Origin of the sequence: Methylomagnum ishizawai (genome assembly GCF_019670005.1) — a bacterium.
Taxonomy (GTDB): domain Bacteria; phylum Pseudomonadota; class Gammaproteobacteria; order Methylococcales; family Methylococcaceae; genus Methylomagnum; species Methylomagnum ishizawai.
Genome location: NZ_AP019783.1, coordinates 3,498,178 through 3,523,239, shown reverse-complemented (window position 1 = coordinate 3,523,239; position 25,062 = coordinate 3,498,178). Strand labels below are relative to the sequence as shown.

Genomic DNA, 25,062 nt, shown 5'->3' with positions numbered 1-25,062 from the left:
ATCGATGTTGAAGCAAGATCGCTGGTTATTGCCGGAAGGTATCGAAGAGGTTTTCCCCGAAGAATCGGCGCATATCGAATATCTCAGGCGCAAGGTGTTGGACCTATTCGCCACCTGGGGTTATCGGCTGGTGATCCCGCCGTTTATCGAATTCCTGGATTCGTTGTTGGTCGGGACGGGGTATGACCTCGACCTCGAGACCTTCAAGTTGATCGACCAGATCAGCGGCCGGATGATGGGTATCCGCGCCGATATGACCCCGCAGGTGGCCCGTATCGATGCCCGCACCGCGAGCGGCGACCGGCCGGCGCGGCTGTGTTATCTCGGTACGGTATTGCATACCCAATCCGACCATTTGGAAAAAACCCGCGCCCCCATGCAGGTGGGTGCGGAGTTGTACGGCCATGCCGGCAAGGCCAGCGATATCGAGATCATCCGTCTGATGCTGGAAATGCTGGCGGTGATGGGTATCGCCGAGGTGCATCTGGACCTCGGGCATGTCGGCATTTATCGCGGTCTGGCCCAACAGGCCGGGCTGGATGCCGGGCAGGAGGCCGAATTGTTCGCCATCTTGCAGCGCAAGGACCGTACCGAATTGCTTGAATTCCTGGAGGCCGCACGGGTGGCGGCGGTGGCGGCGGAGCGTTTGCTGGCGCTGTTGGACCTGAACGGTCCCCATGCCGTCCTTGCCGATGCGAGGCGGTGTTTGGGCGAAGCCGGCGAGTTCGTGGCTTCCGCCCTGGCCGATCTCGACGCGGTTGCCGCTTGTTTGAACCGGCTGTTCCCGGCGCTGCCGGTCAATTTCGACTTGGCGGAACTGCGCGGTTATCACTATCAAACCGGGGTGGTGTTCGCGGCTTTCGTGCCGGGCTATGGCCGGGAAATCGCCCGCGGCGGGCGTTACAACGAAATCGGCAAGGTATTTGGCCGCGCCCGTCCGGCCACCGGGTTCAGCGCCGATTTGCGGGTGTTGGCCCGCTTGGCCGGGACGGACGGGGATGTCGCGGAGGTGCCCGCCATTTTCGCGCCCGCCGTTGACGATCCCGATCTGCACGAGACCATCCGCAACCTGCGGGCGGCGGGCAGGACCGTCGTGCAGGAGTTGCCGGGACAAACCGAAAACGCCCAGGAAATGGGTTGCCAATCCGAACTCCGCAAGCTGGGTTTGGAATGGAAAGTAGTGGGAGTGGACCCCCGATAACGCGCAGCCGCGCCTTTGAGAATCATTGGACCAAAAGAATGGGAAAAAACGTCGTAGTCATCGGAACCCAGTGGGGCGATGAGGGCAAGGGGAAACTGGTCGATTTGCTGACCGAACAGGCCGATGGGGTCGTGCGCTTCCAGGGGGGGCACAATGCCGGCCACACCCTGGTCATCGATGGCAAGAAGACCGTGTTGCACCTGATCCCCTCGGGCATCCTCCGGGGCCATGTCAAATGCTTCATCGGCAATGGCGTGGTCTTGTCGCCGCAGGCACTGATGGAGGAAATCCGCTTCCTGGAAGGGGCGGGCGTGCCGGTGCGGGAGCGCCTGAGCATCAGCGAGGCTTGCGCCCTGATCCTGCCGATCCACGCCGCGCTGGACCTGGCCCGCGAAAAGGCCCGTGGCGCGAAGGCCATCGGCACCACCGGGCGCGGTATCGGTCCCGCCTACGAGGACAAGGCGGCGCGGCGGGGGTTGCGGGCCGGGGATTTCTTCTCGCCCGGAAGCTTCGCCGAACGGCTCAGGGAGTTGCTGGACCTCCACAACTTCGTGCTGGCCCAGTATTACGGCCAGGAGAAACTGGACTACCAGCAAATGCTGGATGGATTGCTGGCCCTGGGCGAGGAGATCAAGCCCATGCTGGGCGATGTGGCGGGCACCTTGCACCGCTACGGGGACGAGGACCGCAACGTCTTGTTCGAGGGGGCGCAAGGGGCGATGCTGGATATCGACCATGGCACCTACCCTTATGTGACTTCCTCCAGCACGACCGCGGGCGGTGCCGCCGCCGGTAGCGGGGTGGGCCTGTTGGAGTTCGATTATGTGCTGGGCATCACCAAGGCCTATTCCACCCGCGTGGGCAACGGCCCGTTCCCGACCGAACTGTTCGACGAACGCGGCAAGCACCTTTCGTCCAAGGGCGCGGAATTCGGGGCCACCACGGGGCGGGCGCGGCGCTGCGGCTGGTTCGACGCCGTGCTGATGAACCGCTCGGCCAAGTTGAACAGTTTGACCGGCCTGTGCCTGACCAAACTGGACGTGCTGGATGGTTTGGAGAAGATCGGGATTTGCACCGCGTACCGCTACAAGGGCGCGGAGATCAAGACCGTGCCCATCGGGGCCGAGAACTACGCCGAGTGCGAGCCGGTGATCGAGGAAATGCCGGGTTGGGCGGAGTCCACCGCCGGTATCACCGATTATGAAGCCTTGCCCGCCAATGCCAGGGCTTATATCGAGCGTATCCAGGAATTGGTGGGCGTGCCGGTGGATATTCTTTCCACGGGGCCGGATAGGAACGAAACCATTATCCTGAGGAATCCGTTCGCCTGAGGAAACCTCATACGACCGTCCCCGCAAGGGGGCGGTTGATCCGTTTGGGAGCGGGAATAAAAAACTAAATCTTGGGGGGATTCAATAAGGGGGGAGGTGGTGCCGAGGAGAGGACTTGAACCTCCACGAGTCGCCTCACATGAACCTGAATCATGCGTGTCTACCAATTTCACCACCTCGGCACGAGTGGGCTGTGTTTTGAAGTATCAGCCCGTGTGGAGCCAGTATTATGCAATCATGGCGGATGCGTGTCAACACTTCGCTTTTAAAAAGCGTGCCCGCCGCCGACAATCCTTTTCCGAACCACGATGCGCTAAGGTAGGCGGGGAATTTCTGCCACAATCAGCAAAAATAATCATCAAGGAACACCGACTCCGAAAATGGCAAAACACAGCAACCTGAAGGATCCATTCGCCGAGCGCGAGGCCGGAAAATACGCGCGTCCCATCCCCAGCCGGGAACTCATCCTGGAAATCATGCGGGAGCGCGGGGTACCGCAGAAACTGGAGGAAATCGCCACCCAGCTGGAGCTGACCGAGGCCGAGGACATCGAATCCCTGCGGCGGCGTTTGAACGCCATGGAGCGCGACGGCCAGCTCCTCAAGAACCGCCGCGACCGCTATTGCGTGGTGGACCACACCGATTTGATCGCGGGCCGGGTGATCGGCCATGCCGAGGGTTTCGGCTTCCTGCGTCCCGACGAGGGCGGCGAAGACCTTTATCTCTCTTCCAAGGAAATGCGCGCCCTGATGCACGACGACCGGGCCTTGGTCAGCGTGCGCGGGGTGGACCGGCGCGGGCGCCGGGAAGGCGGCTTGATCCAGGTCTTGGAGCGCAACACCCAAAGATTGGTCGGGCGCTTGTTCCAGGAGCGCGGTATCTCCTACGTGGTGCCGGATAACAAGCATATCGCCCACGATATCCTGATTCCCGAAGAGCATTTGTGCGCCGCCCAGCCGGGGCAGTTCGTCCTGGTCGAGATCATCGAGCAACCTACCCGCCAGCGCGATCCCATCGGCAAGATCACCCAGGTGATCGGCGACCACATGGCCCCCGGCATGGAAATCGAGGTGGCGATCCGCAGCTTCGACCTGCCCGCCGAATGGCCGGACGCGGTCCTCGACCAAATCGCCGGGATGGACGAGAACGTGCCCGAAGCGGCCAAGGCGGGCCGCGAGGATTTGCGCCATCTGCCGCTCGTTACCATCGATGGCGAGGACGCCCGCGACTTCGACGACGCCGTGTATTGCGAGCGCACGGCCAAGGGCTGGAAGCTCTATGTCGCCATCGCCGATGTGTCCGCCTACGTGCTGCCGGGCACGGCCTTGGACGAGGAAGCCCAGAAGCGCGGTACTTCGGTCTATTTCCCGGACCGGGTGATTCCGATGCTGCCGGAAATCCTGTCCAACGGCCTTTGCTCGCTCAAGCCCGAGGTCGAGCGCTTGTGCATGGTGTGCGAGATGTACATCACCGCCGAGGGCGGCATTTTGCGCGCGCGCTTCTTCTCCGGCCTGATGCGCTCCAAGGCGCGGCTGACCTATACCGAGGTCGCCAAGCTGCTGGTCGAGGGCGACAAGGGCTTGCGCCGCCAGTACCGCGACCTGCTGCCGCATCTGGAAGAACTCCATGCCTTGTACCGGGTGTTGCGCCGCGCCCGCGAGGAACGGGGGGCGATGGATTTCGACACCCAGGAATCGCGCATCGTGTTCGGCGAAGGCAAGAAGATCGAGAAGATCGTGCCGGTGGTCCGCAACGACGCCCACCGCTTGATCGAGGAGTGCATGTTGGCCGCCAACACCGCCACCGCCCGCTATCTCGCCCGCCAGAAAATCCCCCATGTGGTGCGTGTCCACGAAGGCCCGAATGCCGAGAAGCTGACCGATCTGCGGGCGTTCCTGGGCCGCTTGGGCCTGAATCTGGGCGGCGGCGATACGCCCGAGCCCAAGGATTATTTCGTGCTGTCGGATCAAATCGCGGGCCGCCCGGACGAGCATTTGATCCAGACCATCCTGCTGCGCTCCATGTCCCAGGCCGTCTATGGCCCCGAGAAGAAAGGCCATTTTGGCTTGGCGCTGGATGCCTACACCCATTTCACCTCGCCGATCCGGCGCTACCCGGACCTCCTGGTCCACCGCGCCATCCGCCATAGCCTGGAAGGCAAGCAGAAGGGCGAATTCCCCTACACCGCCAGCGATATGGTGGTGCTGGGCGAACATTGCTCCTTCACCGAACGCCGCGCCGACGACGCCACCCGCGATGTGGTGGCTTGGCTCAAATGCGAATACATGCAGGACAAACTGGGCGAGCAGTTCGAGGGCGTGATTTCGACGGTGACGGGCTTCGGTTTCTTCGTGGAATTGAAGGATGTCTTCATCGAGGGCTTGGTGCATATCTCCACCCTCGACAAGGATTATTTCCATTACGATCCCGTGGGCTACCGCTTGCAGGGCGAGCGCACCGGCAAAGTTTACCGGCTCGGCGATAGCGTCGAAGTGGTGGTGGCGCGGGTGGACCTGGACGAGCGCAAGATCGACCTCGAACTGGTCAAGGCCGAAGCTAAACCGGCCCCGGCGGGCCGCCCCCGCAAGCGGAGGCGCAAATGAAGGCGCGGCGTAAGCTGGCGGGGCTGCATGCGGCGGAAGCGGCCCTCGAACACAGCCCCGACAAGATCGTCAATGTCTGGTTGGACGAGCGCCGGGGCGACGCCCGCATCGCCGCCCTGGTGCGTCAACTCGACGCCCTGGGCATCGTGGCCCAGACCGCCGGTAAAAGCCGCCTCGACGCCTTGGCCGAAGGCAAGCATCACCAAGGCGTGGTGATGGAATTGCTGATGCCGGAAGAGTTGGGCGAACACGAGTTGCGCGGGGCTTTGGAGAACCCGGAACCCTTGCCTTTGTTCTTGGTGTTGGACCAGGTTCAAGACCCCCACAACCTGGGCGCTTGCCTGCGTACCGCCGACGCGGCGGGCGTGCGCGGCGTGGTGCTGACCAAGGATCAGGCGGTGGGTATCACGCCGACAGTGGCGAAGGTGGCTTCCGGCGCGGCGGAAACCGTGCCGATCTACCGGGTGACCAATCTGGCGCGGGCCTTGGGCTGGATGAAGGACAGCGGAATCTGGGTGGCGGGCGCGGCCGGCGAGGCGGAGCGCTCGGTCTACCAAACCGATTTGAACCTGCCGCTGGCCTTGGTGGTGGGCGCGGAAGGCAAGGGCCTCAGGCGGCTGACCCGCGAGCGCTGCGATTTCCTGGTCAAAATCCCCATGGCCGGGCAGGTGGAAAGCCTCAACCTCTCGGTCGCCACCGGCATCCTGTTGTTCGAGGCGGTGCGGCAGCGTTTGGGGTCGGTCCCGGCCTAATGCGGTATTTCGTCGGGGCTGGCTTCGATATGGAAGCTGGGCGCGGTGGGTTTGAAGCCCTGCTTGACCAGATAGACATTGCTGAGGAACAGCGGCACCAGGATCAAGGCGGCCAATCCCAGGAATTTGGCCGTTTGCCTGAGCAGATAGCCGGGATGCAGGTGGACCCAGCTCCAGATGAAGGCTTCCAAATACATACGCCCTCCCACGGTCATCTCGATAAATCCAGGTTGGAAGATGGGACGGCGGTCCGCCAGCCGGGATACCGCCGTCGCTGGGAATAGAGGGCGCGGCGGGGGGAAAGTTCAAGCCGCAAGATTCCCGGAAATACCGCGTATCCGCAAGCCATCCTCCGGCGGATGCCGCAGGCCAGGCAGGGTGGACCGCCCAAGTATCCCGGCCCCGGATTTGTTGCCCCGCGCCCCCTGTCATAAAATGCCCGACTTTTCCAGCCCGATCCCACAGTCATGACCGCGATCCCGACCCCGCATCCCACCGAAGGCAAGGACAGCGTCCGCGCCCTGTACTGGCAAGATGGCCTGTTGCGCATACTCGACCAGCGCCAACTCCCCGGCACACTCCATTATGACGACTGCGCCACGGTCGGCGCGGTGGCCGAGGCCATCGCCACCATGCGCGTGCGCGGCGCTCCCGCCATCGGCATCGCGGCGGCCTACGGGGTGGTGTTGGCGGCGGCGGCGCGTTATGCCGCCGACCCCGCCGTTTGGAAAACCGCCATCGGGGCCGACCTCGACACCCTGGCCCGGTCCCGGCCCACGGCGGTGAATTTGTTCTGGGCCTTGGAGCGGATGCGCGGTTTGATCCAGGCGGTGGCGGGCGACCCCGTCCCGGCCTTGCTGGAAGCCGCCCTCGCCATCCACGCGGACGATGTGGCCGCGAACCGGCGCATGGGCGAACTCGGGGCCGATCTGCTGGCGGGCGCGACCGGCGTCTTGACCCATTGCAATACCGGCTCGCTCGCCACCGGCGGCTATGGCACCGCCCTGGGCGTGATCCGCAGCGCCCACCGCCGTGGCTTGGGCAAGGTTTTCGCCAGTGAAACCCGGCCCTGGCTGCAAGGCTCCCGGCTCACGGTATGGGAATTGGAACAGGACGGCATCCCGGCCCAACTCATCGCCGATTCGGCGGCGGCTTATCTGATGAAATCCGGCCAAGTGCAATGGGTGATCGTCGGGGCCGACCGCATCGCCGCCAATGGCGACACCGCCAACAAGATCGGCACCTATGCCCTGGCGGTCGCCGCCCGCCATCATGGTGTCAAATTCATGGTGGCGGCCCCGGTCTCGACCATCGATTGGCGCACCGAAGCCGGGGCGGGCATCGAAATCGAGGAGCGCGACCCGCGCGAACTCTTGAATCCCTATTTCCTGCGGGAGGACAGCCTGATTTCGGCCTGGAACCCGGTGTTCGATGTGACCCCGGCCCATCTCATCGATGCCATCGTCACCGAGCATGGCGTGGTGCGGAACCCCGGACCCGACGCCATGCGGACTTTGCGCCTGGCCATCGACGGCGGCGCGGCCCGGGCGCTATGAATACCCTGGTCGCCATCGCCCTGGGCGGATCGGTCGGTGCCTTGGTGCGGTTCTGGACCGCCAACGCCATCTATGATTGGCTGGGCCGGGATTTTCCGGTGGGCACCTTGTTCGTCAATGTGTCCGGCTCCTTCCTGATGGGCTTCCTCACCGAACTGATGCTGCAACGCTTCCCCGCCGTGGTGGAATACCGGGCGGCGGTGTTGATCGGTTTCCTCGGGGCTTACACCACGTTTTCCACCTTCGCCATCGAGTCCTTTTATCTCATCGAGCAAGGCGGTTATTGGAAAGCCGCCGCCAATATGCTCCTCAGCGTGGTGCTGTGCGTGACGGCGGTGTGGGTGGGTTTGATCGTGGGGCGTAGGTTGTTCGCGGGCGAGGTCTATTTCGGATTGGGCCAGGATGGGGCCTATGGGCGCTGGTTGTTGGTATTGGCCTTGGGCGGGCTGGCCGGGCTGTGCGCCGAAGGCGTGTTCCGCCATGGGGGCTGGGCGGTTCCGGTCCAGGCCGTCGCCGTGGTCGGCATCCTGGGCTTGACCGCCATGGGTTCGGCCTTGGCCGTGCTGCCGGGGCTGGCGTCCGCCGGGGCGGGTTGGGGTGGGCTGGTGGGTGGGTTCGCCGCCAGCGCCCTGGGCAGCGCGGTGGCGGTGGGATTGGGGCTTTATCTCGGGAGGCAGCTATGAATAGCCATCAAATGACCTGGGTGCGGGTTTATATCCGCGAGGGCGAGCATGTGCTGGACAAGCTGGTGAAATTCCTGCGCGAGGAACAAGGCGTGGCCGGCTTGACCGTATCGCGCGGTGTGATCGGCGTCGGCGGCGATGGCCGGTTGCACGCCTCGTCCTTGCTCGATTTGTCGCTGGATTTGCCCTTGGTGGTCGAATTCTACGATGAGCCGGAGCGGGCCGAACGCGCCATCGAATCCCTGCTCAAGCGCTTCGATCTGGCCCATGTCATCAGCTTGCCGGCGCTGGCCCACGCCAAGGACGGATGAATCCCGCCGCCTCCCGTAAAATCCCGCTTTTTCCCGGCCGTCGATCCGGCCCCACGCGGCCGGAGCCAGGGATTCCTCCTTCAAACCACTCCAACCTACAGGACGAACGATGTTAGACCCACGCCTTTTCCGCACCCAATTGGAAGAAGTCGAAGCCCAGTTGGCCCGGCGTTCCTTCAAGCTGGACACCGCCGCCTTCCGCGAGTTGGAAACCCGCCGCAAGGATATTCAAAGCGCGACCCAAGCCTTGCAGAACGAGCGCAACACCCGTTCCAAACTGGTCGGCCAGGCCAAGGCCCGCGGCGAGGATATCCAGCCCATCCTGGCCGAGATGCAGCATCTCGGCGACGACCTCAAGCGCATGGAGGGCGAGTTGGACCAAATCCAGGCCCGCCTGGAAGAACTGGTGCTGGGCGTGCCCAATATCGTCGATGCCGATGTGCCGGACGGCGGCGGCGAGGCCGACAACGTGGAAATCCACCGCTGGGGCCAGCCGCCGGAATTCTCTTTCCCGGTCAAGGACCATATCGACCTGGGCACCAGCCTGGCCGGGATGGATTTCGAGGCGGCGGTGAAGCTCACCGGCTCGCGCTTCGTCACCTTGCAAGGCCCCTTGGCCCGGCTGCAACGCGCCCTGACCCAGTTCATGCTCGACATCCACACCGCCGAGCATGGCTATACCGAAACCTACGTGCCGTTCATGGTCAACGCCGACAGCCTGCGCGGCACCGGCCAGTTGCCCAAGTTCGAGGCCGATTTGTTCAAGGTGGTCCACGACCCCGATTTCTACCTGATCCCGACGGCGGAAGTGCCGGTGACGAATCTGGTGCGCGACGTGATCGTCGAGGCCGACCGGATGCCGCTCAAGTTCGTCTGCCACACGCCGTGCTTCCGCAGCGAGGCCGGTTCCTACGGCAAGGACGTGCGCGGCATGATCCGCCAGCACCAGTTCGAGAAAGTGGAATTGGTGCAGATCGTCCGCCCCGAGGATTCGGCCCAAGCCCACGAGGCGCTGACCTCGCACGCCGAAGCCATCCTGAAACGCCTGCAACTGCCGTTCCGCCGGGTGGTGCTGTGCGCGGGCGATACCGGCTTTTCCTCGGCCAAGACCTACGACCTGGAAGTCTGGCTGCCGGGGCAGGACGCCTACCGGGAAATTTCCTCGTGCAGTAATTTCCGCGATTTCCAGGCCCGGCGGCTGCGGGCGCGGTGGCGCAATCCCGACACCGGCAAGCCGGAACTGCTCCACACCCTCAATGGTTCCGGCCTCGCGGTCGGGCGCACCTTGATCGCGGTCATGGAGAACTACCAGGACGGACAAGGCCGCATCCGGGTGCCGGACGCCTTGTTGCCCTATATGGGCGGGACCGAAATCATCGGTTGATCCGGGGGGAAGGGCGGTTCGCGGGGGCGTCCACCCGTTTTCCGCCCGCCGTGGATGGGGGTTTGAGCGCGCAACGCCCATCTTGCGCGGATCGGATGGGCGGTTGATTTTAAATGGGTTTTTGGAATCGCTGCGCCAAGATAAAACAGGGACTGTTTTATACCTGTTATAACGATCCGCTACTAAGGGTTGGCTGGCTTAGAATTATCGGCTACCATCCCTCTCGCGACGTTCACTAGCAGCAACCAAAACGGAGGTGACGGATGCAAAAGCAGCGACTGATTGCTAACTCCATTCTGTCGGTTTACTTGGCATCTTTCTGTACGTTTGGCCATGCCAAAACGGCAAGTCCAAAGGCCGAAGCGGAGTCCCATCATACGGGCATCGCTTCTTATTACAGCAATCGGTTCCATGGACGGAGGACCGCCAGCGGCGAACGGTTCAGCCAGAACGAGTTCACCGCCATGCACCGATCATTGCCATTCGGTACCCGTTTGCGGGTCACCAACCTCGCCAACAACCGCAGCGTCGAGGTGAGGGTCAACGACCGGGGCCATCCGCCGCGGGGGCGCACGCTGGACCTGTCCCGGCGGGCGGCCCACGAACTGGGCTTTTTGAGGTCCGGTTTGGCCCATGTCAAATACGAGGTCATCGGCTACGACGACGAGGATGGCTGAGGCCGAGGGTAGATAGTGGTTTCGGCTGCATCGTAAGGAGTCGCATACGGCGCAGCCGAAGCTATTTAATCCCGGTTCCCCGCGCCCCCACGATGGGGATTTTTTATGGCCCTATTGTTGACTGAAATACTAGGTTAATCGCATAATCGCGCTCCTCCCAACCCCAACCCTGGAAGTGCGCCATGAGCGAAGCAGCGATCAAATTCACCGACAGCGCGGCCGTGAAAGTCAGCGAACTCATCGCCGAGGAAGGCAACGACGCCCTGAAGCTCAGGGTCTATGTCACCGGCGGCGGTTGTTCCGGTTTCCAATATGGCTTCACCTTCGACGAGAGCGTGGCGGAGGACGACACCCTGGTTGAAAGGAACGGCGTCACCGTGCTGGTCGATGCCATGAGCATCCAATACCTGAGCGGTGCCGAGATCGACTACACCGAAGGGCTGTCGGGTTCCCAGTTCGTCATCCGCAATCCCAACGCCAGTACCACTTGCGGCTGCGGTTCGTCCTTCTCCGTCTGATTCCGCGCGATCTGGAGTCCAAAGCTGGCTTTGGACATCCCCGCCACCCAGCCAAAGCAAGCTTTGGATTCCAAGGCTTGCCGATCCCCCGCCGATTTAGCGGCGGTTCGGCCCCGCCTGTTATAAAATCCCCGCCTTTTCCCACCAAGGTATTGATATGTCTGTCGATGAAGCATTGGCGGTGATCCGCCGGGGTGCCGTGGATGTCATCCGCGAGGAGGATTTGGCGAAGCGCTTGGGCGAAGGGCGGCCCTTGCGGGTCAAGGCCGGTTTCGATCCCACCGCGCCGGATTTGCACCTGGGCCATACGGTCCTCCTCAACAAGCTGCGGCAGTTCCAGGAACTCGGCCACGAGGCCATGTTCCTGATCGGCGACTTCACCGGCATGATCGGCGATCCCACCGGCAAGAGCGCCACCCGCAAGCCCCTGACCCGCGACCAGGTCATCGACAACGCCAAGAGCTACGAGGAGCAGATTTTCAAAATCCTGCACCCGGAAAAGACCTTGGTGATGTTCAACAGCTCTTGGATGAACGCCATGAGCCCCGCCGATTTGATCCAACTCGCGGCCAAGCACACCGTGGCCCGGATGCTGGAACGCGACGATTTCAACAACCGCTACAAGAGCGGCCAGCCCATCGCCATCCATGAATTCCTCTATCCCTTGATCCAGGGCTACGACTCGGTGGCGATGAAGGCCGACGTGGAACTGGGCGGGACCGACCAGAAGTTCAACCTGTTGGTGGGGCGGCAACTGCAGGAGGTCTACGGCCAGCCGCCACAGATCGTCATCACCATGCCGATCCTGGAAGGTTTGGACGGCGTGCAGAAGATGTCGAAGTCGCTGGGCAACTATGTCGGCGTCAACGAGCCGCCCGCCGAGATGTTCGGCAAGCTGATGTCGGTGTCCGACGATTTGATGTGGCGCTACATGGAGCTTTTGAGCTTCAAGCCCATGGCCGAAATCGAAGGCTGGAAGCGGGCCTGCGCGGAAGGCGCGAATCCCCGCGATTTCAAGGTGCGGTTCGGCCAGGAGATCGTCGAGCGCTTCCATGGACCCGCCGCCGCCGTGGCCGCGCTGGAAGCTTTCGAGGCCCGGTTCAAGCAGGGCTTGCTGCCGGAGGATTTGGAGGAGCGCGAACTTCCGGCGGGGGAGGGCGGTTATCCCTTGGCGAGCTTGCTCAAGGATTTGGGGCTGACGGCCAGCACTTCGGAATCGAACCGCATGATCCAGCAGGGCGGCGTCAAGATCGACGGCGAAAAGGTGGCCGAGCAGAAATTGGCGCTCAAGGGTGGCAATACCCATATCTTGCAGGTCGGTAAGCGCAAGTTCGCCAAGGTGCGTTTGACCTGATTCTCTTATTTTCCTGCCTTTATCGGATTGGGCGGTTTGGCCCAATCCGCTGCTCTTGAGCATCGCGTGCCCTTAACGGTTCTCCACCCGGCACGGCGGACGCAATCCCAGGCGGTTAGCCCTCCGCGCAAAGCGCCGATCATCGAAGGTCAGCATTTCCGAACAATGCCCGGACGAAGCCAGGTGCAGCGCATCCTGGAATTCCAGGCCCGCCCGGCACCAATCCAGAGCCTTGACCACGGCGGACTCGTCCTCGACCTCAACGTTCGGCAGCCCCAGCAGATGCTCGAAAACCGCCATGACCTTGTCCGGTGGGAAACGGAATTGCTCAACCTGGGTAAGCACCCACCAAACCTCGATCAGCACTGTTTTCGGCACGAACAATGCCGGTTCCTCGGCGATGATCCGCGTCGCCACCGGCGATTGCGCCGGATCGTCCTGGGTGTAGTACCGCACCAGAATGTTGGTATCCAGCGCTTTCATCGCGACCCCGAAGCGCCCCGGCGTATCGCGTCTTCCATCTCGTCCAAACTCACGGTCGGGCCGTTGTAGTCCAAAATCCCCGGCCCATCCTCCGGGCGGGAAGGCTTGCGCGGTTTGGCGATCCGCAACAGCAGGACTTCGCCCTGTTGCTCGAAATCCACTTCGGTGCCGGGAACGATGCCCATGGCCTGGATGAAGCGCTCGGGAATGCGTACTTCGCCTTGAGGGGTGATTTTCGGCATTGGAATCTCCGGTTAGCGTCAGGGGAGCCAGGATACTCCGGCAAGATGATGGCGTACATGATGCTCTTCCTGTGGGTTGGCTTGCGTTTGGGGGTAGGCTAGCATGGGCCGAAAGTAGCCGAGGCCCGTCCCGGCGGTCTTCATGGCCCTATAATCAGCCCGCCATCCATCCAGGAAACATCCCATGCACATCGAAGCCGAATTGGACGATATCCATGCCGAGCGCTTGCGGCTTTTGCAGGAGCGTCTGCAAAAGCCTTTGGCCTTGGTTTTAGCCGACGCGATTGACGCCGCTTTGGCCCTGCCTCCCGAGAACGATGAGCCATCGCCGCTTTACCGCGCTTTGGATGCCATCGGGTTTATCGGCTGCATCGAGACCGACGAACAGCTATCCACCACCTATAAACAAAAACTGGATTTTTCCCATAAGTGCGGCGGTTCCCAGTGATTATCGCGGATACCGGGCTTTGGGTCGGCTTGGCGGATCGGCATGACCACTGCCATGAAATCTGTCGGCGGTTCGTGCGGAACAACCGGGAGCCTTTGATTACCAGCGTTCCGGTATTGACGGAAGCCGTCCATCTTCTATTTGGCCGGGTTGGGGTTGCCATGACGTTGGCTTGGTTGGAAACCTTGGAAACCTCGGGCGTCCGGGTATTCCAGCCCGATTTTGTACATTTGAAGCGCATGATCGAATTGATGCGCCGATATGCGGACTTGCCCATGGATTTTGCCGATGCGTCGCTGGTGGTGTTGGCCGAACATCTCGGGCATGGCCGCATCGTTTCCACCGACCGCCGCGACTTCCACGCCTATCGTTGGAAGAATCACCATCCGTTTATCAATCTACTGGAGCCCTTGCCTTGACTTTCGGGGGCTCCATCGATAAATGGCGCATGAGGCGGCGGCGGTGGCGGGAATCCGAGGCTGGTTGATACCGTCACCGGGTTTTTTCTAGGGCAATTGAACTGGTGGTTTATATGAATATGGTCAGGTTGGTGGAAATCGAAAACCGTATCCGGCAATTCCCTATCGCCGAGCAATTATGGTTGGTTGAGCGGGTTGCCCAGCATATCCGGGAACAGCTTGCGGCTGAATCCTCGCTTGAGGCTCAATTGGCGGCGATGGCGGCTGATCCGAATATTCAAAGGGAGTTGCGGGAGATTGAGAAGGAATTTGATGTGGCTATGTCGGATGGTTTGGAGCTTCAATAATGGCGATACAGCGCGGGGATATTTATTTTGTCGATTTAAACCCGACGCAAGGGCGAGAGCAAGCGGGAAAACGGCCCGTACTCGTTCTATCTATCGATGCCATTAATCGTCTTCCCCTGGTTGTCACCGTTATTGTTGGAACCAAGGGGGAAAATATGCCCATCGACCATCCAACTAATGTGCGGGTTTCGTCTGCGGAAAGTGGTTTGCCGATGGAAACCGTGTTCTTGGGCTTCCAGATTCGATCTTTAGATTCGGCGCGGTTTATCAAGCCCTTGGCTGGCCGATTGACTGGGGATGCGATGGCAAGGGTTGAACAAGCTGTGAGGTATTGTTTGGGACTATAAAGCATCCAGCGTGTTCTGGGGACACAAATTTTATGCTTCCGATTGCGCTGAGCTAATCGGAGCTACACGAACTAGAGCTTCGGAAAAAGAAAATGTTTATTTACAAGTGTGAATATGGAAGTGGGTGATAGCAATGAATATAGTCAAAATTGTCCTTCCTTTTTTTATGTCTCTATTATTCGCTCTGCCTTGCTCTTCAAACGCAGATTGCGAGCTTACCATCGATAAATTTCCAAAGATTGAAGGGATTGCTCTTGGAATTACTAAAAAAGATTTTGAATCAAAGATAGCATCAGCAGCCAAAAAATTTTCAGAAACGACAAGGCTTGATGATTATGAGTATTACACTTCTACTTTTATGAAAGGCAAGCTTATAAGCTTCAAGTTGCAATACAATGATAAACATTTTTTAAAAAACGCGGAAGAAGCCGTTGAGAAACTTGTCAACAATTATGGATTTCCGCGTGAGGGATGGAAGCCTAAGTATGCACAAGGAGAAGACTTGGAATTGAAATGTAAGGATTTTTCTGCTTGGGTTTCGGTAAGCCACGACGGGCGCAGTGGTGAGTTGTTGCCGCCGATCTTTATATTTGAAGATAGTAAGTTATATCCAATTTGGTCTAAGCAGGATTTGGAAAGGCAGATGGCGGAAATACGAAAAAAATATAAGCCGGATTTTAGGGTGACAAGATTTTACGAGATTGCAGATGGGTTTTATAGGATTGTTGTTTCCACAGGTAAGGCACAAAATGTAAAATGTGTTATTTATGATAATATTGGCGAGCCAGCAGCGGTGCAAACCTATGTAGTTACACCACCGGCTGACGAGGTTCAAATTTATGCTGGAAGGGCATCTATAAAAAATGTTAGCTGCTCTCCTCAGTAATAAATGAGTTACTTAACTTTTGAAAGCTTGCAAATCAGTATTTTCTAATGCCCCCCGACTTCAAACCCCAAGAAAAGCTCATCCCGCTAGCCCTCCGCAAAGACCAACACCGCCTCCGCCGCACCCTGGACCGCCTTCGGGCCGACGCCAAATCCGGCAAGGACATCGCCGCACCGTTGGAGGAACTCCAAACCCGCCTCGCCGAATCGGTCGCGGCGCGGGAAGCGCGGGCCAACAGCGTCCCCAAGCTCGAATACCCGGAAGACCTGCCGGTTTCGGAGAAGCGTCAGGACATCCTCGAAGCCATCCTCAACCATCAGGTGGTCATCGTCTGCGGCGAAACCGGCTCCGGGAAAACCACCCAGCTCCCCAAGATTTGCCTGGAAGCGGGCCGGGGCGTGAGCGGCTTCATCGGCCACACCCAGCCGCGCCGCATCGCCGCCCGCAGCGTCGCCAACCGCATCGCCGAGGAATTGGGCCAGCCTTTGGGCCAAGCCGTGGGTTTCAAAGTACGTTTCCAGGACCACACCAAACCCGAAAGCCTGGTCAAGCTGATGACCGACGGCATCCTGTTGGCCGAAACCCAGCACGACCGCTTCCTCGACCAATACGACACCCTCATCGTGGACGAGGCCCACGAACGTAGCCTCAACATCGATTTCCTATTGGGGTATCTGCGCTGGCTGTTGCCCAAGCGCCCGGATTTCAAGCTCATCATCACTTCGGCCACCATCGATCCGGAACGCTTCGCCCGCCATTTCGGCCACAACGGCAAGGACGCGCCCATCATCAATGTGTCCGGCCGCACCTATCCGGTGGAACTCCGCTACCGCCCGGTCGAGGACGTGGAGGAAGGCGAGGACGAAACCGACAAGGCCGAGCAACAAGCCATCCTCAACGCCGTGGACGAGCTATGGCGCGACCAATCGGCGGGCGACATCCTGATTTTCCTGTCGGGCGAGCGCGAAATCCGCGAAACCACCGAATCCCTGCGCAAGCATCATCCGCAACACTGCGAAATCTTGCCGCTGTATTCGCGCCTGTCCCAGGCCGAACAGGAACGGGTGTTCAAACCCACCGGCACGCGCCGCATCGTGCTGTCCACCAACGTGGCGGAAACCTCGCTCACCGTGCCGGGTATCCGCTCGGTGATCGACACGGGCTATGCCCGCATCAGCCGCTATAGCCACCGCAGCAAGCTGCAACGCCTGCCCATCGAGAAGGTGTCCCGCGCCTCGGCCAACCAGCGTTCCGGGCGTTGCGGGCGCGTCGGTCCCGGCATCGCGATCCGGCTGTATTCGGAGCAGGATTATCTCAACCGGCCCGAGTTCACCGACCCGGAAATCCTACGCACCAATCTGGCGGCGGTCATCCTGCAAATGCACGCGCTGAAACTCGGCGAAATCTCGGCCTTCCCGTTCGTGGAACCGCCAGATGAACGCTTGATCCGCGACGGCCTCAAGACCTTGCAGGAAATCAACGCCTTGGACGAAAAGAAGGGATTAACCGACATAGGCCGCAAACTCGCCAAGCTGCCGGTGGACCCGCGTTTGGGCCGGATGCTGCTGGCCGGGGCGGAAAGCCGCTGCTTGACCGAGGTTGCCATCATTGTCGCCGCGCTCAGCATCCCCGATCCCCGCGAGCGCCCCGCCGACCAAGCCCTGTACGCCGACCAGAAGCATTGGCGCTTCCGCCACGAGCATTCGGATTTCCTGTCGTTCCTGAACCTGTGGAAGGCGTTCGAGGAGCAGAAGAAGCATCTCAGCAAGGCCAAGCAGCGGGCGTGGTGCAAGGATGGCTTCCTGTCCTATATCCGCATGGTCGAATGGCACGACATCCACAGCCAGATCATGGACGTGGTGAAGGGCGAACTGGATTTGAAGCTGAATCTGGCACCGGGCGAATACGGCGAGGTCCACCGGGCCTTGCTGTCGGGGCTGTTGTCGAACGTCGGTTTGAAGCAGGAGCAGAACGAATACGTCGGGGCGCGGGGCTTGAAGCATTTCATCCATCCCGGTTCGTTCCAATTCAAGGCCAAGCCGAAATGGATCGTCTGCGCCGAACAGGTCGAAACCACCAAGGTCTACGCCCGCACCGTCGCCAAAATCGAGCCGGACTGGATCGAGCAGGTCGGGGCGCATCTGGTCAACCAACAGCACTACGACCCGCATTGGGAGCGCAAAGCCGCCCGCGTGGCCGTGCATGAGCGGACCAGCCTGTTCGGCCTGGTGATCCAGGCCGGGCGCAAGATTCCCTTCGAGCGGGTGAACCCCAAGGAGGCGCGGGAAATGTTCATCCGCGCCGCCCTGGTGCAAATGGATTACGACAGCAAGGCACCGTTCTACCTCAACAACCTCAAGCTTCTGGAAGAAGCCGAATATCTCCAGCAAAAGGGGCGGCGGGTCGATTTGTTGGTGGACGAGGCTTGGCTGTACCGCTTCTTCGACGAGCGCATCCCGCCGGAAGTCGTGAACGGCGTCACCTTCGAGCGTTGGCGCAAAACCGCCGAGCGCACCCAACCTAAGCTACTGTTCCTGAGCCGCGAGGAAATCACCCGCAAGGAAGACGCTTCGCTCGACGCCGTGAATTTCCCGGACACGCTGCAAGTCGGGCCGCTCAAGCTGGCTTTGCAATACCGCTTCGAGCCGGGCCACGTGGAGGACGGCGTCACGGCCATCGTGCCGCTGCACCTCTTGAACCGGCTCGACCCCGAGCCGTTCCGCTGGCTAGTCCCAGGGCTGTTGCGGGAAAAGGTGGTCGCGCTCATCAAGGCTTTGCCCAAGACTTGGCGCATCCATTTCGTGCCGGTGCCGGACCATGCCGAGCGGGTGTTGCCGATGCTGGATTTCGGGCGGGGCCGCTTGTTCGAGCAACTCAGTTCGGCGCTCAAGAAAACCGGCGGGACCAGCGTGCCGACCACCGCCTTCACCGAGGCGGGTTTGCCCGCCCATTTGCGCATGACCATTGCCGTGGTGGACGAATACAACGCCGTGGTGGACCGCTCCCGCGACCTGGACGAACTCAAGCGCCGCCATTCGGTCGATGCGGGCCAGACTTTCCAGGCGCTGGCCCGGCAGGCTTATCTCCACACCAAGCTCAAGGAATGGAGCTTCGGCGATTTGCCGCGGGAGTTCGAGGGCCAGCACGACGGGCAGATGATCCACGGTTTCGCGGCGGTGGTGGACGAGGGCGAAACCATCGGCGTGCGGGTGTTCGATACCCCCGAGGAAGCCGAACGCCAGCACGGTTTGGGCTTGGCCCGGCTGTTCCGCCTGACCCTGGCGAAGGAGCTGAAATACCTCAAGAAAAACCTGTTGGTGAATGCCCAGGCCGAGCTTTTATATAAGCAACTGCCCGTCCATCCGTTCCTGCATCCCGAACTGAAGCCGGGGCGGGAATTGCGGGAGGATTTGCTGGACCGGATCATGGGGGCGCTGTTCCTGGAGGATCAGCCGGATATCCGTAGCGCCCCGCAATTCGCGGCGCGGCTGCAAGCGCACCGGACCGAGTTGGTGCTGAAGGCTGAGGAGATGGCGAAAACCGCCCAAACCCTGCTGCAACTCTACGGCGAGGCCCAATCCAAGCTGAAGGCGATGCGTCCCGCGCCCGCCAAGGCCGATATGCAGGAGCAACTGGCCCTGATGGTCCACGCCGGGTTCTGGGTGACGACGCCGTACACGCGCATCCGGGAAATGCCGCGCTATCTCAAGGCGCTGTTGTTCCGGGTGGAGAAATGCGTGCAAGACCCGTTGCGCGACCTCAAGCAGTTCAAGGAGTTGGAGCCGTTCCAGAAGCGGTATTGGGCGGCGGTGAAGGCGCCCGCGAGCAAGCTGGACCCTGGGCGGGATGCGTTCCGCTGGCATTTGGAGGAGTTCCGGGTGTCCTTGTTCGCGCAGACCTTGAAGACGGCTTATCCGGTTTCGGGGAAGCGGTTGGAGGAGGCTTGGAAGGGGGTGGGGACTGTGGGTAAATAGGTAAAGTTTTTGAGGGGCCAGAGTGAAAGAAAAACCTATCGCTAGACGGCATCATTATTTGCCACAGGGTTATTTAGCTGCTTTCACATCCTCAGGACTTAAAGAGGATAAGTTCTTTGTGCTCGATGTTAACTCGGGTCAAGCATTTCAAACTTCTCCGCTTAACGTTGCTTCGCGAAGGGACTTTAACCGGGTTGAAATCGATGGACATCCCCCAGATGTGCTTGAAAATGCGCTAGCGCCGTTCGAGGGAGAGGCGGTAGATGCGATACGGGGAGTTATAGAAAACCAAAGGTTTCCGAACGATGTCGATTGGAACCTTATATTAAATCTCTTGGGTTTAATCGCGGTAAGAAATCCAAAGTTTCGTGGTTCCTTTAATCGCTCGCGTGAACAAATGCTCCGCAGGATGGCCGAAATCCTTGTATCTGATAAAAAAATCTGGGACCGCCATCTTGAGAAAGCTCGGGATGCAGGAGAAAACATGCCCGATGGCGTCTCATTTGAAGATGCTAGGCAATTTGTCGAGGAAGGAAAATACGATTTTGAGTTCCTTCCAGAGGGAAATTTGCGCGTGGAATTTAAAACGTTTGATCAATTGCTGCCGCTTTTAGGTCAGAGAACTTGGTCGATATTGGTGGCACCGCCTGAAGGGCCAGAGTTTATCTGCTCAGATCACCCAGTTTCCCTTGCTTGGAAAGGAAATAGATCGGGACCAATAGGATTTGGCCTAAGAGAAACCGAAGTATTTTTTCCTCTTGGTCGTCATGTTGGTTTTTACGGGGTTTTTGAAAACCCACTAAAACCCACCGTAATTTGTAAACCTGGAAATATTGCGACAATGAATCGTCGTATTGCTTGGAATGCGGAGCGCCACGTTTATTCGGCTCAAGAGTATTTCTGCGTGTGGCATGAAGGGAGAATCCGAGAGGTGCAGTGTGTGGTACCTGAAACGCGGTAGATGGATTGAACCGACAGCCGAAACCCATCGCCGTGGGGGAATCACCGCCCGCCGGGTTCCGCTCCGCCCCATCCCTCCGGCGCAACCCGAGACGCCAGGGGCCGACCTTCCGGCCCGCCGCAGCGGCCAGCGGGTCGGCATTTTGTCTTTGTCATCAACCGGGGCGGCGATTTTTAATCCGCGCCGCTATACGTGTAAAAACCAACCTACAGGAAAAGCCATGGCGATTACCAAGGAAACCCTCAAATCCGCGATAGACGAACTCGAAGAGCAAGATTTGCCCGTGGTTTATCAACTCATCCATGCCATCAAACTACATCCCGGCAACCCGGCAGGCCAGCGCATGGCCTCCGCGCTGCAACGCATGGCGGATCGGAATGCTTTGGCGGATATCACCGATCCCATCGCTTGGCAGCGGGAAACCCGCGAAGACCGTCCCCTTCCGGGCAGGGAATAAGTCATGCTGCTGGATAGCAACCTCATCATTTATTCCATCAAGCCGGAATATATCGATTTGCGGAAATGGATCGCCGAAAACACGCCCTCGGTTTCCGCCATCAGTTATTTGGAAGTAATGGGATACCATCGACTGACTGCGGAAGACAAACAAGATTTCTCCGAGTTTTTCAGCGCCGCGCCCATAATCCCAGTGACCCAACCGATTCTCGAACAGGCGGTCAAATTGCGCCAACAACGGAAAATGTCGTTGGGTGATGCGATTGTGGCGGGCACGGCGATGGTTCTGGGAAGTACCTTGGCAACGGCCAATACCAAAGATTTCGAGTGGATCGCTGGATTAACCGTGTTGGACCCGGTGAAAAATATCTCAGCACGGTAGGACGGGCAGAAGCGACAGCCAAAACCCATCGCCGTGGGGGAATCACCGCCCGCCGGGTTCCGCGCAGCCCCACCCCTCCGGCGCAATCCGGGACGCCAGGGGCTGACCTTCCGGCCCGCCGCAGAGGCCAAGGGAAAAGGGCGGGGCGGTTGCGTTGGCCGTGGACGGCGCAGGAATATGGAGCATTAACACCCTTCCAAGGTTCAACCTATGACCGCATCGGTTTATATCGAATCCTCCATTATCAGCTACCTCACCTCGCGGCCAAGCCGGGACGTTATCAAAGCCGGACGCCAAGCCATCACCTACGATTGGTGGCTGCAATCCAAAGGCCGATATGAGGTTTATATCTCCGTCTTGGTCGAAGAGGAAATTTCGGGCGGCGACCCAGCCGCCGCCGCCAAACGCCTCGAAGCCGTCGCAGATATTCCGAATATCGCCATTACTGCCGAAGCCGAATGGCTCGCCGATGCGCTGGTATTGTCGAAAGCCGTCCCGGACAACAGCGTCCGCGATGCGCTGCATATCGCCATCGCCGCCACGCAAGGGATTGATTACCTGCTCACTTGGAACTTCAAACACATCAACAATGCCGAAACGAAGGCGCTCATTGCCCGTGTTATCGAAAATCAGGGATGGTTATGCCCGATTCTCTGCTCACCCGAAGAATTAGGAGCCAACGACGATGAAGAATGACGAGATTGTCGATGAAGTCAGAAACCAGGGTTTGGCCTTAGCCGCACGCTATGGCAATAACCTTGAAGCGATCTGCAAAGCGCTTAAAGAAAAGGAAGGTATATCAGGTCGGAAGATTATCGACCGCATACCCCGGAAGTTACCTCCAATAGCTCGGTTAGTGGAAACCCGGCACGATGGGCAAAAGCGATAGCCGAAACCCATCGCCGTGGGGGAATCACCGCCCGCCGGGTTCCGCGGAGCCCCATCCCTCCGGCGCAACCCGAGACGCTGCGGGCAGGAATCCACACAATCCAAAGATAACCATGAAACACACCATCCAAATCGATTGCCCCACGGAATTGCTGTTAGGGCTGCACCTAAACGCCGAAGGTTTCGCCGAATATATCAAGCACCAAACCGCCATCGGCTTGTTCAAAGAAGGAAAATTATCGTCGGGCACGGCGGCAACTTGGCTGAATATCGGGCGCGTTGAATTCCTGCGCCTAGCCTTCGACGCCGGGGCGGTTTTTCTGGAGGATTCGGAAGACGATCTGGCGAGGGAAACCGCGCTGCTATGATCGTTTTTTCCAATACCACGCCTTTGATCGCGCTCAGCGGTATCGGGCAACTCGATCTATTGCCGTGCTTATTCACCGAGATTCATTTGGTAGGCGAAGTCATAGAGGAATGCGCAATGGGTGGAATCATAAGGGTTCCCGATCTTCGCGCCTTGCCATGGGTGAAAGTAGTCGAATCCACGCCCGTCCAATATCCCACGATTTTGCTCGAACTGGATAAGGATGAAAAACACACGCTCGACATGGCCCGCAAGTTGAACGCCGATTGGGTCATCATCGACGAGAAAATCGGGCGCAATATGGCCGAATACCTCGGCTTGAAAGTGACTGGCACCTTGGGCGTTTTGCTCAAGGCCAAGCAGCAAAATTGGATTCCCTCTTTCCGGGAGGCCGCCGAAGCCATGATGCGGCAAGGGATTCGGTATAACCACGGCTTGGTGGACAAATTAGCACGTCAGGTTGGGGAATAAGCCAGCGCGATGTTAGAACCGATAGCCGAAACCCATCGCCGCAGGGGAATCCTTGCCCCGCAGCGACCGCGCCAACATAAGCGCCCGGCGGTCTGGGCGGTGGGCGGGGAGGGCGGATTGCGCCGGAGAGGTAGGGTGCTTACAGGGGTAGGTTTCAGGAAAACCGGAGGCGAGACAAAGGGTTAAGGTACATTGGTGAGTAACGACAAACACCCTGTACCGGAGGAACCGCCATGCCTCGCCCTCCAGAACTGTACCAATGGAACCGGGAGATCGCCATCCACTTTCCCGGCCTTTCGAAGCCGATGGTGATGGGCTTGGCCCTGTGGAGCCTGGGCATGGTCGTGGTCGGCGCTTGCAGCCTTTCGGCGCTGACCGACTGGTGGTCGTGTCGGCTGGGGCAGAAGGGCGACGCGGTGCGGGAGCGCCTGCGCTACGTCTACCGTGGGAAGGAGGCCAAGGCCGGGAAGGAGCGCCGCGAACTCGACGTGGAGGCGTGCCGGGCCCCCTGGCTGGGCTGGGTTTTGGAGGGCTGGGATGGAAACCAGTTGGCGGTCGCCTTGGACGCGACGAGCCTGGGGCAGCGGTTCGTGGTCCTGGCGGTCAGCGTACTTTACCGGGGCTGCGCGGTGCCGGTGGCCTGGAAGGTGCTGAGGGCGGAACGGAAGCATCCGTGGAAGCCCGAATGGCTGGCCTTGCTGAGGCATTTTAAGGACGTCGCGCCCGCGTCGTGGACCGTCCTGGTGCTGGCGGACCGGGGGCTGTACGCCAAGTGGCTGTTCGAGGGGATCCAAGCGCTGGGCTGGCACCCGATGCTGCGGGTGAACTCGGGCGGCACCTTCCGCCCCCGGGGATGGCGGCACTGGCGGCCGTTCACCCGCCTGGTGCCGAAGGTGGGCGACCGCTGGCAAGGCCGGGGGACGGCGTTCGGCGGCAAGCGGACCCGCCTGGACTGCACCCTGTTGGCCTATTGGGGGGAAGGCCACAAGGACCCCTGGCTCGTCCTGACGGACCTGCCGCCGGAAGCCGCCAACGCCTGCTGGTACGGATTGCGCGGTTGGATCGAGCAAAGCTTCAAGAAAATCAAGGGCGGCGGCTGGCAATGGCAGAACACCCGCATGGACGATCCCGAGCGGGCGGAGCGCCTCTGGTTGGCGATCGCCATCGCCACCTGGTGGCTGCTCTCGGTGGGCGGGGAGGCCGAGGCCGGAATGGCCGCCGCCACCTTCCCGGCCATTCCGGGCTCTCCCCGCCAACAGGCCCACCGCTGGCGGCTGGTGGGGATTTTCCGCCATGGCCGTTCCCTGATCCTGGCCGCCCTCTTCGAGCGCCGCGCCTTGCCGGTGGGGAAGGCCCGCCCAGAACCCTGGCCATCGGTGCCAATCCCAACCCCAGGGGCAACCGTGGCGATCCTCACGGGGGCGGTATGAATAAACCTACACCTGTAAGGGGGTAGGGTGGCCATGGCTGTCCTCCATCGAAGGTTCCCATGATGATGGAACCTCCAAAATCAGCTGTTTATGCAACAACGCCGTCAAAATTGGGAAAATATTAAGGCCCGGATTCGGGCACAATAGGACCGCTGAATCACCATCCACCCACCGGAGTCCCGCCATGACCGATAATGTCGAAAACCTGGTTCTCGAACACCTACGCCGCTTGCGTAACGGAATCCAAGGAGCGCGGACGGAAATGCAGTCCGAATTCCGGGAACCCAAGCGGGGGTGGAAATCCTAGCGCCGCCCATGGTCACCATAAGCCCCCAAGCCGCCATCGCCATCCGCTCCCTGTTGCCGCAAGACCGCAACCGGATCGAACACCAAACCCATTTGCTCGCCCGTTTCCCGGACGACGAATATATCCTACGCCATGTGCAGCGCCTGACCGGGGAAAAATCCACCTACCTGCTCCGGGCCACCCCGGAACTCAGGATACTATTCAGGCACGAACAAGGAGAAATCCAGGTGTTGGACGTGGTCGCCCATCGGCGTTTGGAAAAGATGTTCTACTCGGTGCATTAG

General features: G+C 60.1%; 28 protein-coding genes and 1 tRNA gene. 25 read left to right on the top strand and 4 right to left on the bottom strand.

Annotation, left to right across the window (positions count from 1 at the left end; translation table 11 throughout):
- The first annotated feature begins 4 nt into the window (after window positions 1-4).
- Window positions 5-1,201 (top strand): ATP phosphoribosyltransferase regulatory subunit, encoded by a 1,197-nt coding sequence (locus K5658_RS16080; RefSeq protein WP_221064116.1) that lies wholly within the window; start codon window positions 5-7, stop codon window positions 1,199-1,201.
- A gap of 38 nt (window positions 1,202-1,239) precedes the next feature.
- On the top strand, window positions 1,240-2,532 hold the full coding sequence (locus K5658_RS16075; RefSeq protein WP_221064115.1) for an adenylosuccinate synthase: 1,293 nt from the start codon (window positions 1,240-1,242) through the stop codon (window positions 2,530-2,532).
- A 97-nt stretch (window positions 2,533-2,629) separates the two neighbouring features.
- Here the strand turns inward: K5658_RS16075 and K5658_RS16070 are convergent.
- A tRNA-Leu gene (locus K5658_RS16070) sits at window positions 2,630-2,714 on the bottom strand.
- A 198-nt stretch (window positions 2,715-2,912) separates the two neighbouring features.
- On the opposite strand from K5658_RS16070, the gene rnr reads away from it, so the two are divergent.
- The gene (gene rnr / locus K5658_RS16065) at window positions 2,913-5,135 is read left to right on the top strand and encodes a ribonuclease R (protein ID WP_221064114.1); all 2,223 of its coding nucleotides are present in this window, start codon (window positions 2,913-2,915) and stop codon (window positions 5,133-5,135) included.
- Window positions 5,132-5,887: a 23S rRNA (guanosine(2251)-2'-O)-methyltransferase RlmB gene (gene rlmB, locus K5658_RS16060; protein WP_221064113.1), complete on the top strand. Its 756-nt coding sequence runs from the start codon at window positions 5,132-5,134 to the stop codon at window positions 5,885-5,887. Before rnr ends, rlmB begins: the two co-directional genes overlap by 4 nt.
- Here the strand turns inward: rlmB and K5658_RS16055 are convergent.
- Window positions 5,884-6,102, bottom strand: coding sequence for a hypothetical protein (locus tag K5658_RS16055; RefSeq protein WP_221064112.1), 219 nt, complete (start codon window positions 6,100-6,102; stop codon window positions 5,884-5,886). The genes rlmB and K5658_RS16055 overlap by 4 nt on opposite strands.
- A gap of 252 nt (window positions 6,103-6,354) precedes the next feature.
- Between K5658_RS16055 and mtnA the strand changes: the two genes are divergently transcribed.
- The 7 genes from mtnA to tyrS all read left to right on the top strand — a co-directional run bounded on the left by mtnA (window position 6,355) and on the right by tyrS (window position 12,370).
- Window positions 6,355-7,443 (top strand): S-methyl-5-thioribose-1-phosphate isomerase, encoded by a 1,089-nt coding sequence (gene mtnA / locus K5658_RS16050; RefSeq protein ID WP_221064111.1) that lies wholly within the window; start codon window positions 6,355-6,357, stop codon window positions 7,441-7,443.
- Window positions 7,440-8,126: a fluoride efflux transporter CrcB gene (crcB, locus tag K5658_RS16045; protein ID WP_221064110.1), complete on the top strand. Its 687-nt coding sequence runs from the start codon at window positions 7,440-7,442 to the stop codon at window positions 8,124-8,126. Before mtnA ends, crcB begins: the two co-directional genes overlap by 4 nt.
- Window positions 8,123-8,437, top strand: coding sequence for a DUF190 domain-containing protein (locus K5658_RS16040; protein WP_221064109.1), 315 nt, complete (start codon window positions 8,123-8,125; stop codon window positions 8,435-8,437). The genes crcB and K5658_RS16040 overlap by 4 nt, the downstream gene beginning before the upstream one ends.
- Window positions 8,438-8,546: 109 nt before the next feature.
- A complete protein-coding gene (serS, locus tag K5658_RS16035; RefSeq protein WP_221064108.1) occupies window positions 8,547-9,821 on the top strand; it encodes a serine--tRNA ligase in 1,275 nt (424 codons plus the stop codon).
- A gap of 263 nt (window positions 9,822-10,084) precedes the next feature.
- Entirely contained in the window at window positions 10,085-10,498 is a 414-nt protein-coding gene (locus K5658_RS16030; protein ID WP_221064107.1) for a septal ring lytic transglycosylase RlpA family protein, read from the top strand.
- A 182-nt stretch (window positions 10,499-10,680) separates the two neighbouring features.
- Entirely contained in the window at window positions 10,681-11,016 is a 336-nt protein-coding gene (erpA, locus tag K5658_RS16025) for an iron-sulfur cluster insertion protein ErpA (protein ID WP_221064106.1), read from the top strand.
- 157 nt (window positions 11,017-11,173) lie between these two features.
- On the top strand, window positions 11,174-12,370 hold the full coding sequence (gene tyrS / locus K5658_RS16020) for a tyrosine--tRNA ligase (RefSeq protein ID WP_221064105.1): 1,197 nt from the start codon (window positions 11,174-11,176) through the stop codon (window positions 12,368-12,370).
- A 72-nt stretch (window positions 12,371-12,442) separates the two neighbouring features.
- Here the strand turns inward: tyrS and K5658_RS16015 are convergent, their stop codons facing one another.
- Together K5658_RS16015 and K5658_RS16010 are read right to left on the bottom strand one after the other, a co-directional pair.
- Window positions 12,443-12,853, bottom strand: a complete 411-nt coding sequence (locus K5658_RS16015; RefSeq protein WP_221064104.1) for a type II toxin-antitoxin system VapC family toxin — start codon at window positions 12,851-12,853, stop codon at window positions 12,443-12,445.
- Entirely contained in the window at window positions 12,850-13,095 is a 246-nt protein-coding gene (locus tag K5658_RS16010; RefSeq protein WP_221064103.1) for an AbrB/MazE/SpoVT family DNA-binding domain-containing protein, read from the bottom strand. Before K5658_RS16010 ends, K5658_RS16015 begins: the two co-directional genes overlap by 4 nt.
- A gap of 184 nt (window positions 13,096-13,279) precedes the next feature.
- On the opposite strand from K5658_RS16010, the gene K5658_RS16005 reads away from it, so the two are divergent.
- The 14 genes from K5658_RS16005 (at window position 13,280) to K5658_RS15940 (ending at window position 25,062) form a co-directional block, all read left to right on the top strand.
- Window positions 13,280-13,543: a hypothetical protein gene (locus tag K5658_RS16005; protein ID WP_221064102.1), complete on the top strand. Its 264-nt coding sequence runs from the start codon at window positions 13,280-13,282 to the stop codon at window positions 13,541-13,543.
- A complete protein-coding gene (locus K5658_RS16000; protein ID WP_343223263.1) occupies window positions 13,525-13,962 on the top strand; it encodes a type II toxin-antitoxin system VapC family toxin in 438 nt (145 codons plus the stop codon). Before K5658_RS16005 ends, K5658_RS16000 begins: the two co-directional genes overlap by 19 nt.
- Window positions 13,963-14,075: 113 nt before the next feature.
- Window positions 14,076-14,309, top strand: a complete 234-nt coding sequence (locus K5658_RS15995) for a hypothetical protein (protein ID WP_221064100.1) — start codon at window positions 14,076-14,078, stop codon at window positions 14,307-14,309.
- Window positions 14,309-14,656, top strand: coding sequence for a type II toxin-antitoxin system PemK/MazF family toxin (locus K5658_RS15990; protein WP_221064099.1), 348 nt, complete (start codon window positions 14,309-14,311; stop codon window positions 14,654-14,656). The genes K5658_RS15995 and K5658_RS15990 overlap by 1 nt, the downstream gene beginning before the upstream one ends.
- 133 nt (window positions 14,657-14,789) lie before the next feature.
- The gene (locus K5658_RS15985) at window positions 14,790-15,542 is read left to right on the top strand and encodes a hypothetical protein (protein ID WP_221064098.1); all 753 of its coding nucleotides are present in this window, start codon (window positions 14,790-14,792) and stop codon (window positions 15,540-15,542) included.
- A gap of 47 nt (window positions 15,543-15,589) precedes the next feature.
- Window positions 15,590-19,516: an ATP-dependent RNA helicase HrpA gene (hrpA, locus tag K5658_RS15980; protein WP_221064097.1), complete on the top strand. Its 3,927-nt coding sequence runs from the start codon at window positions 15,590-15,592 to the stop codon at window positions 19,514-19,516.
- A gap of 22 nt (window positions 19,517-19,538) precedes the next feature.
- Window positions 19,539-20,477 (top strand): DUF4238 domain-containing protein, encoded by a 939-nt coding sequence (locus tag K5658_RS15975; RefSeq protein ID WP_221064096.1) that lies wholly within the window; start codon window positions 19,539-19,541, stop codon window positions 20,475-20,477.
- 220 nt (window positions 20,478-20,697) lie between these two features.
- Window positions 20,698-20,934, top strand: coding sequence for a hypothetical protein (locus tag K5658_RS15970; protein WP_221064095.1), 237 nt, complete (start codon window positions 20,698-20,700; stop codon window positions 20,932-20,934).
- Between the two features lie 3 nt (window positions 20,935-20,937).
- Window positions 20,938-21,315, top strand: a complete 378-nt coding sequence (locus K5658_RS15965) for a type II toxin-antitoxin system VapC family toxin (RefSeq protein WP_221064094.1) — start codon at window positions 20,938-20,940, stop codon at window positions 21,313-21,315.
- Window positions 21,316-21,525: 210 nt separating this feature from the next.
- Window positions 21,526-22,011, top strand: a complete 486-nt coding sequence (locus K5658_RS15960) for a type II toxin-antitoxin system VapC family toxin (protein WP_221064093.1) — start codon at window positions 21,526-21,528, stop codon at window positions 22,009-22,011.
- Window positions 22,012-22,316: 305 nt separating this feature from the next.
- On the top strand, window positions 22,317-22,571 hold the full coding sequence (locus K5658_RS15955) for a UPF0175 family protein (protein WP_221064092.1): 255 nt from the start codon (window positions 22,317-22,319) through the stop codon (window positions 22,569-22,571).
- Window positions 22,568-23,041, top strand: coding sequence for a PIN domain-containing protein (locus K5658_RS15950; protein ID WP_221064091.1), 474 nt, complete (start codon window positions 22,568-22,570; stop codon window positions 23,039-23,041). The genes K5658_RS15955 and K5658_RS15950 overlap by 4 nt, the downstream gene beginning before the upstream one ends.
- 233 nt (window positions 23,042-23,274) lie before the next feature.
- Complete coding sequence (locus K5658_RS15945; RefSeq protein ID WP_221063818.1) at window positions 23,275-24,471, top strand: transposase; 1,197 nt, start codon at window positions 23,275-23,277, stop codon at window positions 24,469-24,471.
- Between the two features lie 315 nt (window positions 24,472-24,786).
- Window positions 24,787-25,062: a hypothetical protein gene (locus tag K5658_RS15940; RefSeq protein WP_221064090.1), complete on the top strand. Its 276-nt coding sequence runs from the start codon at window positions 24,787-24,789 to the stop codon at window positions 25,060-25,062.